The sequence below is a fragment of the Colwellia sp. SU-HH00943 genome (assembly GCF_057546125.1).
On the sequence record NZ_BAAJLW010000003.1, the window covers coordinates 176,450 to 193,212 of the forward strand.

11 protein-coding genes are annotated in these 16,763 nt (G+C 35.8%); 10 read left to right on the plus strand and 1 reads right to left on the minus strand.

Going from position 1 to position 16,763, the window contains the following annotated elements:
- Window positions 1-98 precede the first annotated feature (98 nt).
- A complete protein-coding gene (locus AC27GZ_RS09345) occupies window positions 99-1,823 on the plus strand; it encodes a GGDEF domain-containing protein (RefSeq protein WP_487094692.1) in 1,725 nt (574 codons plus the stop codon).
- Between the two features lie 526 nt (window positions 1,824-2,349).
- On the opposite strand, the gene AC27GZ_RS09350 is transcribed toward AC27GZ_RS09345, so the two are convergent.
- Window positions 2,350-3,342, minus strand: coding sequence for a hypothetical protein (locus tag AC27GZ_RS09350; RefSeq protein ID WP_487094693.1), 993 nt, complete (start codon window positions 3,340-3,342; stop codon window positions 2,350-2,352).
- Window positions 3,343-4,787: 1,445 nt separating this feature from the next.
- Here AC27GZ_RS09350 and AC27GZ_RS09355 point away from each other — a divergent pair.
- The 9 genes from AC27GZ_RS09355 (at window position 4,788) to AC27GZ_RS09395 (ending at window position 16,741) form a co-directional block, all read left to right on the plus strand.
- The gene (locus AC27GZ_RS09355) at window positions 4,788-5,675 is read left to right on the plus strand and encodes a WYL domain-containing protein (RefSeq protein WP_487094694.1); all 888 of its coding nucleotides are present in this window, start codon (window positions 4,788-4,790) and stop codon (window positions 5,673-5,675) included.
- Entirely contained in the window at window positions 5,676-6,290 is a 615-nt protein-coding gene (locus tag AC27GZ_RS09360) for a DUF1819 family protein (protein ID WP_487094695.1), read from the plus strand.
- Window positions 6,291-6,294: 4 nt separating this feature from the next.
- Complete coding sequence (locus AC27GZ_RS09365; RefSeq protein WP_487094696.1) at window positions 6,295-6,894, plus strand: DUF1788 domain-containing protein; 600 nt, start codon at window positions 6,295-6,297, stop codon at window positions 6,892-6,894.
- Window positions 6,895-7,019: 125 nt separating this feature from the next.
- Window positions 7,020-10,739 carry a BREX system P-loop protein BrxC gene (gene brxC / locus AC27GZ_RS09370; RefSeq protein WP_487094697.1) on the plus strand — a complete coding sequence of 1,240 codons (3,720 nt, stop codon included), beginning with the start codon at window positions 7,020-7,022 and terminating at the stop codon, window positions 10,737-10,739.
- Window positions 10,740-10,747: 8 nt separating this feature from the next.
- Entirely contained in the window at window positions 10,748-11,359 is a 612-nt protein-coding gene (gene ssb / locus AC27GZ_RS09375; protein ID WP_487094698.1) for a single-stranded DNA-binding protein, read from the plus strand.
- Between the two features lie 216 nt (window positions 11,360-11,575).
- On the plus strand, window positions 11,576-12,643 hold the full coding sequence (locus AC27GZ_RS09380) for a hypothetical protein (protein ID WP_487094699.1): 1,068 nt from the start codon (window positions 11,576-11,578) through the stop codon (window positions 12,641-12,643).
- Entirely contained in the window at window positions 12,640-14,742 is a 2,103-nt protein-coding gene (locus AC27GZ_RS09385) for a RecQ family ATP-dependent DNA helicase (RefSeq protein WP_487094700.1), read from the plus strand. Before AC27GZ_RS09380 ends, AC27GZ_RS09385 begins: the two co-directional genes overlap by 4 nt.
- A gap of 38 nt (window positions 14,743-14,780) precedes the next feature.
- The gene (locus tag AC27GZ_RS09390) at window positions 14,781-16,484 is read left to right on the plus strand and encodes a DNA-processing protein DprA (RefSeq protein WP_487094701.1); all 1,704 of its coding nucleotides are present in this window, start codon (window positions 14,781-14,783) and stop codon (window positions 16,482-16,484) included.
- A complete protein-coding gene (locus tag AC27GZ_RS09395; protein ID WP_487094702.1) occupies window positions 16,481-16,741 on the plus strand; it encodes a hypothetical protein in 261 nt (86 codons plus the stop codon). Before AC27GZ_RS09390 ends, AC27GZ_RS09395 begins: the two co-directional genes overlap by 4 nt.
- Window positions 16,742-16,763 lie beyond the last annotated feature (22 nt).

The following is a 16,763-nucleotide window of genomic DNA, read 5'->3' on the forward strand; positions in this document are numbered from 1 at the left end:
TTTGTCGGTCATTTCTTTGTTTGATTAGTATTTTTGTTTTTTATTCTCATTTAGCTTCCGCTAATAACTTTCCAATAAAAGCAGTCATAAATGAATTTATGTTGTTAGGTGAGTTACCTTGTAAGAAAGTAAGTTTAGAACAAATTGAAGATCAATTGATTAATGGCGAATTAACAAATGATGAAAAGATAATATTAAAATTAGGAAAATTAGACTACAACTATTATTGTTCTGACGGCAAACAAAATATAGCGGCTATCGCTGATGAATTAATATCTAAATTAAACGACGTTAACACGATTGAAGTAAAAGAGTTTATTTATAAAGGATTAATCGATTATTATTTTCATAGTGCTAAGGATGAAAAAACAGCCTGTGAAATGATAGATGCCCCTCTTTTTTCTACTAGCAGTGTTTTTAAAGCAAAACTTAGTCTTCTAAAGTTAAATTGCGGAAATATTGATGATGTTTCATCTTTAAAAATATTGCGACAAGCAGAATTGCTTGCCGATGAATTGAAAGATGACAATCTTTGGTATTTAGCCAGAAGTGCTCGTTATAATTATTATGCTAAAAAAAATAAGAGAGTACTTATAGTTGATATTGGTCAACAAATTCTCTCAAACCCAACTAGCAATTTAGATCATTTTAATAAGGGGTACTTCCTTTATCACCAAGTTATTGATTTTTTGGCCTTAGGGAATATACAAAAAGCCAGTGAATACATAGAGCGATTAAAACAACACATTAACATAGATGACATATCCAAACATATTGATGAATACTCTTTAATTCGCTTGAAAAAAAGCCTTTTAATGGTGCAGCTTCAGTTTGCATATTTTACTCAAGATTATCAAACCGTATTTACTGTCTATGGTCAAGGAAGTGGTTATTTTGAGTGGCTTAAAGAAGAAAAGGGCTCTGCTAAATTACAAATAATGTTTGCTACTGCATGTTTAGAGTTGCAAAAAAAGGAATGTATTGACACATTTATAAATAATTTAGAGCAAGAGGTATTTGACCTTGACTGGCAGCAACCTTTTTTACCCTATTTATTAGCAAAATATGAAGTAAGAAATAATATCAAAGCTTCAAAAGCAATTAACTCGCTCCACAATACTTGGATGGCAATACACAACAATGAACAGAATGACGATCTTTTAAATACAATATCGCAATTGTCTCAAGAGACTTTAAGGGCAGAAATAGAGTTAGCTAAGGAGCAAAAAGAGCGAGGTGAATTTGAACGTAACGTTGTTATATTATTCTTAGTAATAGCAGCAGTATTGATTATGTTTTTATTTTTTATATGGCGTAAACAAAAAATTAAGGCAGAAACAGATCCTCTAACAAAACTTTTGAATCGCCGTTCGGTTTTTGCGAGGATAAAAAACTCAAATCCACCGACTGAAAATGAAGTGCATGCATTTGTACTATTCGATTTAGATAACTTTAAACAAATAAATGATACTTATGGGCACCCTGTAGGCGATGCTGTTTTATGTCATGTTGCCAACATAGCTAAAGGGATGATACGCAAAGAAGACACTCTTGGTAGAGTAGGTGGTGAAGAGTTTCTTTTGTATATGACTCATACAACTCAAAAGAACACGAAAGAACGTATTGAGTTAATACGTAAAACAATTGCAGAAACGCCGGTAATTGCAAATGGACAATCTATAAACGTAAGTGCAAGTATAGGAATCACTTATGTAAACAGCATAACTGATGACGTATCAGTTAAATTTGCTGAAGCTGACGAAATGTTATACAAGGCGAAAGAAAGAGGTAAAAATTGCGTTGTATCCTTTCCTACAAGTTAGTTAAATTATGACCGCTTCAGGTTCTGCAGTACTCTTGGCAACTTTTTCCGAAAGTCTGCTCATGGCATTCTAGCTGGTCTGCTTAAAACCCTGCAATGTCCGTAATGTAGAGTTAGCTTCTCGTGCCCAAATGTCAGAAAAGGTGTGACTTGAGCCGTTAGGCATTAGGCAAGTAATTTGGTTGTCCATTTATAAACCTAACAATTTAGCTCTCAAGAATAATACCTCTATAAAATCTTAAATAAATAATATTCAAACAACTTTGATATTTTGCTTTATAGAAATTATTAACTCATCTTTTTTCAAAAGCTTCTAGTGCTCGTTTTTAGCTTTTGTAGATACCTGTTTTATTCATAAAGTCCTTTTAATACAAAGTTGTATTGTTCTTTGGTGTCTGAAAAAGAATGATATAGAAATTATCAATTAATTGTATTTTGACCTATTTAAAAATTGGCAGTTAATTCAAGATTACTTAATTACAATCTATTATGGGTTAAGCTAATGCGATTAAAGGTCAGCTTTAAGTTTAATAGAGATAAACATCAGTAATATCTTCACGAAAGTGTCCAAGCTCTTGACTGACGATAGCCCTAGAAAGATTGTAATCCCTTGTGTATTCGAAGGCTTTTTTTAGTCTTTTTTTAGCAAAGTCATGTCGAAGTGAGTGAATACCACTGTTCCAGCCTAACCACTTATTACTCGCTCTTGCGAACGCTTTTGAAAGCGCATTTCCACCTGCTAAATCATATTTACAATTTTTATATTCGATGTTTCTGTCATGGACAGTAATTGGGGCTTTTAGTCTTTTTTTCTCTAACTCTTGTGCTATTTCAAAGGGCACAAGTATTTCTCGGATGAGTCCACCTTTTCCTTTCACTGTATATCTGACCCCCGAGAATAAACAAAACCTGTAGGGTTTAGCTCTTTTTTGTAAACCTGATAATTCACGAACAGATTCGCTTCGTTCATCAGCTCTTTGTATAGTAAATAACTCTTTTACTCTTATTCCCGTTAAAGCGCATAATAATATTGAAAATCTATTTTTTGGTGAAACATGCTCTAGTATTCGAGTTAATTGTTCTTGGGAATAAGTTTTAAGTAAATGTTTTGTTGGATTAGGGTGAATAACATCTGCTAGTTTTATTAATTCACACTTTGATTCACTTGCTAATTTTGGGTTTTTCTTCCTATATTTTTTACTCTCACAGTCGTTAAACCAGCAGTTTATTGCTTGAATATCTAATTCAATCGTAGAGCGAGAGTAACCGTCAGACGCTCGTTGTCTGATAAAATCAATGGCTACTGATTTGTCTGAAAACTTTAAAAGAGTTCCTAAAGATGAGTATGAATCATCAATTGAGTCAACTAAAAAATCATTTTCTGAAAGAAATTTAGTAAACATGACGATGCTTGACGTATAAGCAGTGCACGTAGCAATCGAAGGAATCTTTTTTGCTTTATGAGCGCGCTTAAATTTATTCCAAATTTTTGATTTTAATTTACTGTTTATTGAAGCCATAATTAGTACAAGACTTCTATGATATAGCGTCGTAAAGCGCTATAACTTATTTTTAATTTGTGTTTTTTAATGAGCCATCTATGCGTTTCAGTAAATGACAGAGTTCTGGAGTATTGAGTAAGTAAAGATGTACGATATTTGCTTAAACGGGAGCGTCGATTTCTTTTTTTAGATGACTTTCTACTTTTAATTAGAGCTTTTTGAAAAGCTAATGTTTTTTGTAAATGACTTTCATCACAAACACATATACAAGTAGAGAAGACATTGGAACTTCTAAAGCGTATTAAACTTCTATAACTGCCAGTATAGCGATAAAAGTTGCTAATTAAAAAATAGATATCTTTATAACTATATTTTTCTTTTTCAAGAAAAAAAATGATGTAGCTAAGGGATTTCAGTTGCTGTTGAATGGTTGTCATTTTAATACTCTATAAGTGTTTATATGAGTATTAAATCACAGTCTCAGCATCTGACTTGATCCGATTTTACACTTTATATTGGATAATAAAGCTTTTAGCGCATTTAATATTTGTAAGATTTCTTCTATTTACATACCTAAAAAGAAGCGTTAATAAACTATTACTAGATTACACACTTAACTGATGAATATTGTCTAGTTATACAAATTATTCACTGAGCGTTTAAGTGCTTTCTTATTTCCTATATAAAGCTGAGGTAAGTCATCTTTTTAATAAATTTCCATATTTATTCGATAGTCATATGGATGTGCTAAATCATAACTACCTGGCTCTACTAGTAAGTAAAGCTTTTTTGTAAATTAATATTAATAACAAAGCTATCAGGGATCTAAACTATGTAGGTACATAGTCGCATGATGCAACCCGCCGACAACTCCAAACGTTATAAATTTAATTTACTATTCAAATTGATTTTAAAAAGAAAAATTATCAGGGATATAAACTATGTAGGTACATAGTCGCATAAAGCAACCCGCCGATAACTACTAATTAAAATACAATTTATGATTTCAAATTTTATTATTAATTGTTTTTTAATTCTCTGCAACACCTTTTAAATCAACTGTTTCATTGTTATTTGCGTGTAAAAATTGCCAGAAAAACAAATTATACCTTTTATTAATTAAGGTAGGGAGAGATTAAGTGGCGTCACTTAGCAAGAAAACAAAATTTAAATTTTTGTTATTGAATAAATCTAAGTGATTTTCTCTATATTTAATTTGATATGGCATATCTGATTTTGAACCTGTTTTCGTTGAATACAAAGAATTGAATAAAACTGATTTTACGTGCCTACATACAAGTACTCCTATTTTATATCTTGAATAAATACAAAAGTTCAGGCTATGGAAATTCATAAACGGCATTAGATAACAATTAATTACTGTATGGTTCAATAATTTACTTGAGGTATGTTCGATTTTGAAACATACTGGATTCACTCAATAGATTGGTATGTGCTAGATAATGAATTTAGATGATCTGAATTATTCGCAGAAACAAAGGCTTGCTTATATCGACTTCAAGCTATTATTTGTCGGTAGAGTTACTCGTAATGAAGTAGTAACTAAATTTGAAAAAGGGATGTCGGGTGCTACGGCAGACCTAAACTTATATAAAGAATTATGTCCGAATAATATGTCTTACGACAACAAGCAACGGATGTATGTTCAAACTGAAAAGTTCAAACCACTATTTACCCACGACCCGCGAAAAACCTTGGTTAAACTCGCTAATCAAATAACAGATGGCTACGATGCCATTGGCGATGTTGCCTTTCCGGTAGAAGCACCCAGTCAGCTTAATATTCCTGATATCTTTATCGTTGCACGCCTTGTTCAGGCCATCATTAATCAAAAACCAGTCAGTATTATTTATACATCGTTAAGTAGTGGTTCAGCGGCTCGTGAGTTAGTGCCTCACAGCATTGTGGATAACGGCCTTCGTTGGCATGTAAGAGCTTTTGATCGTAAATCTAATTCATTCCGTGACTTTGTAATTACTCGTATCTCGAAGGTTACGATTCTTACACAGAACATAGAAAATCATGAGGATAAACTTGAAGATCACCAGTGGATGCGAATGATGCCATTACAGTTAGTTCCGCACCCAAATAATGTTCAACACCCAACAGCGATAGAATTGGATTATGGGATGGAAAATAAGGTCTTAGAATTAAATGTTCGTGCGGCTTTAGCAGGATATTTATTAAGACGTTGGAATGTAGATTGTACCAAAGAAGCCTCATTAGAAGGCGCTGAATACCAACTTTGGTTACGCAACAGGCAAACCCTTTATGGTGCTGAAAATCTTACAATAGCCCCAGGTTATAAACCTGATGAAGAGAATTTATAAATGACACCTCAAGCAAATCTACAAAACCATAAGGCATATTTAGGTGACCTTATTGGTGGCAGTTTAATGATCCGTGAAAGCCAAATTGTTGCTGAGTTACTTCTCAAAAAGCCCTCAAAAGAAGAGTGGACAGACGCTATTGTAAATCAAAATGTATTACAAAAACGCTCAGATGCTTCGGCTAAACGAAATGCAGCCACTATTAAAAAACGCTTAGAAGGCTTAAACGACGAGTTTATAGAACAGCTCGCCTTTGGTAGTACCGAGCTTTCTACACAATTGATGTTTGCAGCCACATTAATCAATTCAACTATGTTTGCTGATTTCATGCGTAATGTTTTTATTGACGCAAAGCGTATGTTTCGTGAAAGCATCGATAGTACCGATTGGGAGTCCTTTTGGGATGAACGCTCACGCTTATTTCCTGAGTTTACTCAAATGACGTCTTCATCAACGTATAAAATTGCACAAGTTGCTTTTAAAGTATTAGCTGATGCGGGGTATATCGAAACAACACGTAATAAGAAACTACAAAATGTTTACTTGTTACCTGAAGTAAGAGCACTACTAACAGACATGAACCGTGATGACATAATCACGGCAATGGAGGTTTAAGTTTATGAAACAAAAAAGCTTAACCGCTAGGCTAGATCAAATAATGCTCAAAATAGAAAGTGTAGACTTTTTAAATAACCAAGGTTTAGGTAATGAAATTGGTTTCTATGTATTTGATTACCCAGCAGAGACAGAACTTGAAGTAAGAGAGCACCTTACTTTTATTACTGAGAAACTTAAAAAGCGTGGCAAAAAATTTGTCAGCATTAATTTATTCGAGATTGTCATTGAAATGCTTGAGTCTCGTAAGCTAACAGAACGAGCATTCAAAACACAAAAAGAACGGGGTGACGAAGCCTTATTTAAAGCATTAAAAGGCCCTCTTGAACAAAATAGAGTAGCTGATTTTATTGCAAGTAAAATTGATTTAGGTAGCTCTTTAGAAGGTGCAGATGAGTCAAAAACTGAGTTCATTTTATTGCATGGGTTAGGTAGTGCGTGGCCGATTATTCGAGGTCATGGTTTACTGAACGCATTACATGCAAAAGTAGGTAATGTGCCAACAGTGCTATTTTACCCTGGTGAATGGGACGGTCTGACACTTAAAGCCTTCGGCACGATGGAAGGTAATGGTTATTACCGAGCATTCAAGCTCGTGCCGTAACACAATAGGTACACAAGATTACAACTTGGTAACTCGTGCAAATGTACAATAGTTACAAAGTTGTAAGTCAACGAAAAGGACTTTCAATCCTTTCACAAATAACGGATTACAAGAGAAGAAAAATTATGTCGTCAAATATGCAAGTTAAAGAGTTATTTACTAAAGACATCGAGCGTAAAATTAACGGTGTTGTTAAAGCCGATCAGCGCGAAGAACACGTTGTATTTACCGAGCTAGATGAATATGTTGTAACTAAAGAGCTATTTACTCATTTTGAAAAATTCTTCGATTGCTATATGCCATCAGTACGCGATCCTAAAGCGAAAGCTGCTTCTGGTAAGTTAGGCATCTGGGTAAGTGGTTTCTTTGGTTCAGGTAAATCACACTTTATTAAAATCCTTTCATACCTTCTGCAAAATATTGATGCGAAAAATGAGCTGGTTACTAATGCTATCGGTAATGTTGAAAGTAAAAAAGCAGTTGATTTCTTTAGAGACAAAATCCAAGACGGCTTTCTTATCAGTGAAATAGATACTGCCGTTACTAAAGAAAACACAGTTATCTTATTTAATATCGATAGCCGTGCTAATACTGACGATGGTGACGATGCCATCTTAAAAGTATTCTTAAAAGTTTTTAACGAACAAATGGGCTTTAGCGGTGATCATCCTCACATTGCACACTTAGAACGTGAATTAGATAGTCGAGGGGTATTCGCAAAATTCCAAGAAGAATTTACCAGTCTCACTTCTACTAACTGGGTTGAAGAACGTGATGCTTATGACTTCTATCGTGACGACATGGCTGAAGCTCTTGCTAAAGTTACTGACCAATCAACCGACTCTGCTCGCCAGTGGGTTGAGCAATTAGAAAACAACTTTACGCTTGATGTTTCAAACTTCTGTAAATGGGTAAAAGAATACTTAGACGCCAACCAAGAACGTCGTGTTTTATTCTTTGTCGATGAAGTAGGTCAGTTCATCGGTAATAACACCCAGATGATGCTTAAGCTTCAAACTATTACCGAAAACTTAGGGACAATCTGTGAAGGTCGTGCATGGGTTGTGGTTACATCTCAAGAAGATATTGACTCTGTAATAGGTCAAATGGCTGGTTCAAAAGGTCATGACTTTTCAAAAATCCAAGGTCGATTCGAACGTTTATCACTATCAAGCTCAAATACTAGTGAAGTAATCGAAAAACGTTTACTTGAAAAAGAACAACCAGCGCGTGAGTTGTTAGCTAAGTTATATGATGAAAAAGGCGATATTCTTCGTAACCAATTAGCATTTGATTCAACCACAACAGCAGAATTGGCAAACTATAAAGACGCAACTAGCTTTATTCACAGCTACCCGTTTGTGCCTTATCACTACACCCTAGTACAAAAAATATTTGAAGCAATTCGCAAAGCCGGAGCTACAGGTTTACATTTAAGCCGTGGTGAACGTTCATTGCTTGATGCTTTCCAAAGTGCTGCAAAACAAGTGGGCAACGATCAAATAGGCGTATTAATTCCCCTTTATTATTTCTATCCTGCCATTGAGAGCTTTCTAGATACCTCAGTTAAAAAAGACATTGACCAAGCAAAAGATAAAGATTCAATTTCACCTTTTGCCTTAAATATCTTAAAAACCTTATTCTTAATTCGTTATGTTGATGTAATTAAGTCAACCTTAGATAACCTTGTTACCTTATGTGTGGGAAAAGTAGATGAAGATCGTTTAGCGCTTCGTCGTGAAATAGAACAAGCGCTTAACTCTCTTGAGCAAAACCTATTGATAGCTCGCCAAGGTGACGAGTATATTTTCTTAACCAACGAAGAAAAAGAAATTGAAAATGAAATCAGAGAAACTGAAATAGAACTTTCTGATGAAACCAACAAACTTAGCAATATCATTTTTGATGAAATTTTACGTAGACAAAATATTTATCGCTACGCTGAAAATAAACAAGATTTCCCAGTAAGTCGTTTCTGTAACGGTATTCCACGCGATGGCTCACAAGAAAATGACTTAGTGGTTAAAATCATTTCCCCTATTGATCCTAACTACAGCGAATATGAAACAGCCGTTTGCGCCAATCACTCTTCAGATGGTAACGGTTCGATTATTATCAAGCTAGCTGATACTTCTAAAGTATTTGATGAGATCAGAACTTTTGTTAAAACAGACAAGTTTTTACGTCGCACCAGCGGTAATCGTCCTGAACAGCAACAACTTCTAAACCAAAAAGGCTCAGAAAACCAGAAACGTAATGGTCGTATTAAGCTTGAAGTTGAAGAGTTACTAAAAGATGCTGAGTTCTATGCACTTGGTTCAGAGCAAAACCCAAGAGGCAGCTCTATCAGCGCAATCTTGGATGAAACTTATAAGTACGTTATTGAAAATACCTTTAGTAAGCTTAAATTAGTAAAGCCATTCCCTGGTGATATTCGTCGTGAAATTCAAAATACGCTTATCGCTGACGATGTTGGACAAATAGGTTTAGACCTTAAGGCTGAAGAAGTTAATCCACTCGCATCCTTGGAAGTAGAAAAACACATAACCCTAGCTGATGATACCAGTAGGCCAATCACGGCAGATGATATCGTTAAGCGCTTTTCCAAACGTCCGTTCGGTTGGAACGATGAAGAAATACTACTCATCATGTCCCGCTTGGCTTTGTCTAATAAAATCAACTTCCAAATGCGTCAACAAGATGTACCGCTTAGAAATGCTTACGACAATCTAATTCAGGTAAGAAAACGTGCAGAAATGCGTGTTAGACGTATTAAACAGCAATCAGAAGCTAACCTTAAGCGTGCTGCTAAGTTGTTTAAAGACTTCTTTGGCAAAAATGCACCAGATAGCGAAAAAGAGTTATTCAATGTTGCGTTAGAAAACTTAAGTAAAATGAAAACTAAGCTAGATGGTTTTTCTAATAAAGCTTCTACAGGTAAATACCCAGGTGGTAAAGAAATTGACCAAGGTATAGTGCTATTAGCGGGATTAACTGAGCAGCACTCAAGTTTCCAATTTATCGAACTGTTTTTATCACACGACAATGACTTATTAGACTTTGAAGAAGACTATCAAGAACTAGAAGACTTCTTTGAAACTCAGTTTCCAACGTGGCAAAAATTAGCAAGAGCCTTAAATCAAGAGTTTGATCGTAATCGCAATGCCTTAGAAAAAGATGATAAGGCAAAACAAGCATTACAAAAGCTTGAAGCAATCTACAACAACACTCGCCCATATCGCGATATTCGTAACATTGAGCCGTTAATTAGTGATGTGACAAAAATTAACGAAACCTTGCTACAAGAAAAGTGTGAACATGCATCAAGCCGAATACAACTGAGAATTGACCATGTGCAGCAGCAAATTAAAGATGCTGCCATTCCAAGTGAAATAAGCAATAAAGCGCTATACCCATTACAAAGTGCGCTTAAAAGGCTCAGTGATTTACAAGGTATTGCGGAAATTCATCAAGAAATTACTGAAGCTGCAAGCCTTGAAGAAGATGCCTATGATCTGATTAATCAATATATTGAATTAGAAGAGAAAAGACGCGCTCAAGCAGAAAAAGAAAAGCCTATTTCTCCGACTGACACACAACCATCTTCTGGCACAGATACAGGTGGTGTTGACTATCCACCAATCGAGCCTTCACAGCCACCAAAAGTAGCTAGTCCTAAACCTGCTGCCAAGAAAATTGTATCGGTAGATACCAGTAGCGTTATGCGAGATGTAAACCAAACAGGTGTTATCGAAACAGAACAAGACATAGATACTTACCTTAATGCTTTACGCGATAAGTTATCTACGTTAGTTGCAGCAAATAACAAAGTACGAATTAAATAGAGGTAAATATGTCTAGAGGAATTAATAAAGTTATCCTAGTTGGTAGTTTAGGAAAAGATCCTGAAGTGAAGTATTTACCCAATGGTAATGCCATTGCAAATATCAGCTTAGCAACTAGTGAAAGCTGGAAAGACCGTAACACAGGCCAAAAACAAGAGAAAACAGAATGGCACCGTATCGTTGTATTTGGCAAGCTTGCTGAAATTGCAGGTCAATACCTTACCAAAGGAGCACAGGCATACTTTGAAGGTAAGTTGCAAACCCGTAAATGGCAAGACAAAACAACAGGGCAAGATAAGTACACCACTGAAATAGTTGTAGACTCAGGTGGTCAAATGCAAATGTTAGGTGGGAATGCTCAAACTAGAAGTGAGCCGACTAATGCATACACTCAAAGTGTCGTAGCACAGCCATCAAACAATAATTTTGCGACGCAGAATAATAGTCAGAGCCAATTTAACAACAATACGCAGTTTCAGGGACAACCTCAGAACCCAAATGTGAACCAAAACCAATTTGGTAATCAAAATCAATTTCAAGGGCAGCCACCAAGTTCGAATCGCAATGCTAACAATACTCCAAAAGTCGAGATTGATTTTGATGATGACATCCCGTTCTAATTCAAGAATTTTTTAATGTTTAAGATTCAGGGATTAAGTTAAATGGGCTTCTTTGCTAATTTATTCAAAAGTAAAAAACAAATACTTTGCGAAAAACAGAGCGAACTAACTCGCCAAAAAAACGTAATAAAAAAGAATAACACCGAACAATTAGTAAAGAAAAAAAATGCGATTCCAGTAATTAGCGCAAGGAATAAATTAGTCTCAACATTGGCTATGTTCGAACTAAAAAGATCGCAGCTAGAACTTCAGTGGCAAGAGGCATATGAGAATTTTTCATGGTGGAATAAATTAAAGCATGATGAAAAGTTAGACTTAAGTTCATTAGATCAAGAAATTAAACAACTTAAAGTTGCAATAAAAGAGTTTGAAAAAAAGTATGGCAACCATTGCAATGATATTGATACACATTTTGAGTCATTAACTAACTTGGCTGCAAAGCGAATTGATCAGGCACACCAAAAGTTAGCTAAGGCTGTCAATGAAACTTTGATTAAAGATATTAGCAACACCTCCGTTGCTGCTGCTTGGTTTGCTGGTTTATCAATCCCAGTTTCTATCACTGATGACCTTTATACCGCAAATCAAGTTTATGACTCCCTTAGGGCGGTTAATGGCAACTTTGAAAATATGTCTAATACCGAAATATGGTGGGAAACGCTCTGGATGTCACCAGAAAGTCATGCGGGTTTAGTAAGTTTAACCAAAGGTGCTTATTTTGAGCAGCTTGTAGCCAACGATACGGGTGGGGAGTTATTTGAACATTTCAATAACCCAGGTACAGATATCACAATCGATGGCATAGAAATGCAAATTAAAGCTACTGACAGCGTTTCTTATATAGCCTCTGTTGATGATGAAATCCCTGTGATAGCAACCAGTGAAGTAGCAGAAAAAACAGGTGCTATTGATGGCGGCTATACAAACGATGAACTTAACACTACAGTAGAGCAAGCCCTAGGCGGTGGTGTTATAGACGCGAAAGATACTGCAATAGACGCCATTTTAACTGGCGCAGGCTCTTTAGGTATTTTTGCGACTATTCAGGGAATTAATCATGCCTCTGAACGGTATAACAAAGGTGTAGATGGAGTTGAAGCTGTATTTGAAGGTGCAGGAGTAGCGATAGAAGGAACAGCCAAAGGCATCGTTGATGCGAGTGAAATGGTTTATAAAGCAGCAATGTCTAAGCCAAGCAGATTTGTTGGGCGGACAGTATTAAAGGGTTTAAAAAAGCTCGATGAAAAATTATTCGAAGAGCCATCTAAGGAAGGAAAACGATGAAAGAGTTAGCACAGGCATATTTGCATGAAATGACGGGAAACCCGACGGCATCTTTTCATGAAGATCAGTGGGAGTCTATCGACGAACTTGTTAACAAGCAAAATCAATTGTTAGTGGTGCAAAGAACAGGTTGGGGTAAAAGTGCCGTTTATTTTATTGCTACAAAAATTCGTCGCTCTCAAAAGTTTGGCCCAACGTTAATTATTTCTCCTTTGTTATCATTGATCCGTAACCAAATTGATTCTGCCGCTAAATTAGGTTTAAAAGTCGTTTCATACAACTCTTCTATGGATAAAGATGAACGCCAACAAGCCGAAAATCAAATTTTAGCCAGCCAAGTTGACGCAATAATTATAGCCCCTGAGCAATTAGGTCAAACATACTTTGCCGAGAAAATTTTAAGCCGAATTAGTGGCAATATCGGTTTGTTTGTAGTGGATGAGGCACACTGTATTTCAGATTGGGGACACGATTTTAGACCCGATTATGGCCGTATCGTCCGTGTATTACAAAACATGCCAAAAAATATGCCTGTATTGGCAACCACTGCGACAGCCAATAACCGTGTGGTTGATGATATTAAAGATCAGTTAGGAGATCGGCTCTCAATAATTAGAGGTTCGTTAACCCGTAAAAGTCTACAACTACAAAACATTGATATTTCAAATAAGTCAGAGCGTTTAGCTTGGCTAGCTCAATACTTGAATGATATCCCAGGTACAGGGATCATTTATGCAAAAACAACAAAAGACTGTGAAATAGTCGCAGGGTTCTTACAAAAACAGGGCATTAATGCACACGCTTACCATAGCCAACTAGACACACACGAGCAAAAAGAAAACCTTGAACAGGCATTAATCAAAAATGAATTAAAAGCACTTGTTTCAACTTCTGCATTAGGTATGGGGTTCGATAAACCTGATTTAGGCTTTGTTATTCATTATCAATCACCAGGTAATGTTGTTGAATATTATCAGCAAGTTGGTCGTGCTGGTCGTGGTATCGCCAAAGCGGTAGGGATCATGATGCTTGGTAAAGAAGATGGCAGAATCCAACAATACTTTATAGAAAGTGCCTTTCCAAAAGAGCAACAAATAAACCAATTATTAGAAGCTATTGAAAATGCTGATGGCATTAAAGTAACCGAATTAGAGCCTTTAGTGAATTTTTCTAAAGGTACAATTGAAGACATTTTAAAATTCTTAAGCATAGCGCACCCTTCACCAATTTTAAGAGATGATAAACACTATTTTAGAACACAGTTTGATTACCAAATACCGGAAGACAAAATTGAACGCTTAAATACAATAAAGCAAGGCGAGTGGGATGTTTTAAATAGCTACCATAAATCTAATGCCTGTTTAATGCAGTTTTTATCTAATGAGTTAGACGATCCTGAAACAAAGCCATGTGGAAAATGCGAAAATTGTAATCCAGAAAATAAGTTCGCTGAAGTTATAAATAACGAATTAGTTTTACAAGCAAATGATTATTTAAGGAATAGGTACATAGCTATAAAACCAAGAGCTACATTTGCAAGCTCAGGCGCAAACGCTAAGTTAGCATTTGAAAACTATCAATTACCATATAATGCGAATAAATCTAGCTTAAACATAGAACAAGGCATGGCACTTTCATCATGGAAAGATGGAGGATGGGGGGATATTGTAGCAGAAGGTAAGCAACAAGACCACTTTAGTCATGATTTGATCCCGCCTATGGTTAAAATGATCAATAGTATCCTATATGAGCAACGTCCTAGTTGGCTAACATACATTCCATCACCTAGACATCCTAATTTAGTGAAAGATTTTGCGCATGCATTAGCGACGGCATTGGGCGTAGAATGCAAAGATGCCATTACAATTGCTGAGGTAAGGCCACCTCAAAAAACAATGGAAAATAGCTTTTTCCAAAGTAAAAACTTAGATGGTGCTTTTGCTGTAGATACATCACAAGGCTATGCAACCCCTGTTTGGCTTTTAGATGATGCAGTAGATTCAAGGTGGACATTTACCATCGCTGGAGCATTATTAAGGCGTAATGGAGTACCAAAAGTCGTTCCGATAGCATTAACCAGTACAAGTAAAAACAATTAATTATAAAAACAAAATAACGATAATAAGTAGATACTTAAATGATTACTGAGAATACAAAAGCAATACTGTTACTCACTAGCTTTTTTAATTCCAATGAAGTGAAGGAATATAAAACGCTAACTGTTAATGAGTACGGTTATTTTGCCTGCTGGTTAAACCAGAATAACTACAAGCCTGTTGATTTACTTAATGAAGAGTCTTTCGATAGTATTTGGGCGTCATGGGATGAACCAATGAGCCACATTAAAGCCAAACAAATTATCGACTTTGCTCGTTTAGACAAGACTATTGCCAAGCTTACTTATGACAGAATCAAAGATTTGCTTAACCGAGGGGCAAGTTTAAGTTTAGCGCTCGATAAATGGCAAAGTGCAGGTGTGTGGATCATGGACAGGCAGCATGAGCATTACCCTAAAGCGATTAAAAAACAACTCAAACACCAAAGCCCTGCGTTATTTTTTGGTGTTGGAAATTCTGAGTTGCTCACCAAACAAGCTATTGGATTTGTTGGCTCTAGAGATTGCGATGGTAATGACGAAAAAGCAACAAGCCAATACGTAGCACAAACTAATCAATTAGATTATCAAGTTGTATCAGGAGCAGCCGAAGGAATTGATACATACGCTATGTTAGCATCTCTTGAAAATGACAACTCTGCGATAGGTATTGTTGCTCATCCATTATTAAGAGTCAGTACATCTCCTAATTGGCGACGATATCTAAAGACTAACAAATTAGCGTTAATAACACCTTTTTATCCCGAGCAACGGTTTGAAGGCCGTTTCGCTATGGAACGAAATAAATTTATCTACCTTCTTTCTCAAGCAACGATAGTTATCACGTCTACTGTTAGCGATAAAAAGAAAAGCGGCACATGGGAAGGTGCCAAAGAAAATCTCAAAAAAAATTGGGTGCCATTATTAGTATCTGCACACCAACAACCTTTACAAGCAGGTAATCAAGCGCTAATTAATGGAGACGGATTAGGAAAAACGAAAGCCAATGCGCTATCAGTTTCACCTACCTTTTCATCAGAGCAGCTTTCTGAATTTATATTAAAAACCAATGAACCAAACGCGTTGCAGCTAGAAACAGAGTCGTTGCAGGTTAATTCAACTCTGTTTGCTGTCGATGTTGGTAATGAAGAGGTTACGGGCAATGAAACGGCTCAAGACGTTCAAGGCGGAATTCAAGAAGATTTGTTTTCAATACCAGATAATACTGAGCAAGAAACAGTCATACCAGATCACGCTGTTGATGATGAAGTAATTGATGAAACAAATATATCTATTAAACCAACCCAATCAAAACTTATTCAAAATATCTCAGCGGGTATAGAACAGCGTGCAGAAAGGAACGTTCCTAATCACGTTGACGATGATATTGAGAAAGTAGCAATTCTAGAAGAGAGTGAAGAAAATCACCAAGACAGCACTGAGCCAACATCATTAGATGAAATACCTGAGTTGCAAGAGTCAGCACAGAAACCACTAGCAGTGCAGCAATCTACAACCCCCTTACTCGACAATTTTTATCAACAACTATGTGCGTTAATTGAAATACAGCCACAACAAGTAATTGATAAATCAGACCTTGATAGTCACTTTCCAGAATTTGAAATAATGGGTAAACAAGCACTGGATAAATGGTTAAAGCATTTAATTGAGCTGGAAAAGTTAATTAAGCCGCACGCACGTAAAAAACAGTATATTTTACCTAAAGTTCAAGGAGATGAACTATGACCTCAATTTTTAAGAATTTGTTTAAATCTGTGAAAAAATTAGATAATAAACTTGCTGAAAAAGTGGATAAATGGGAGAGGGAGGAAAAGTTTCTACAAGACACCCATGAAGAGAGGTTAGCTAAAGAGCTAAAGCTTCTTGATGCTAAACATAATAAATGGATGGCTGAAAAAACCAAGGAAATTGAGAAATCGAAGATTTCAGAAGAAGACCAGAAAAGAGTTGATGAATTTAGAAAAAAACATGGTATTTCATAATCTTCAAGTTAGTTTAAACAAT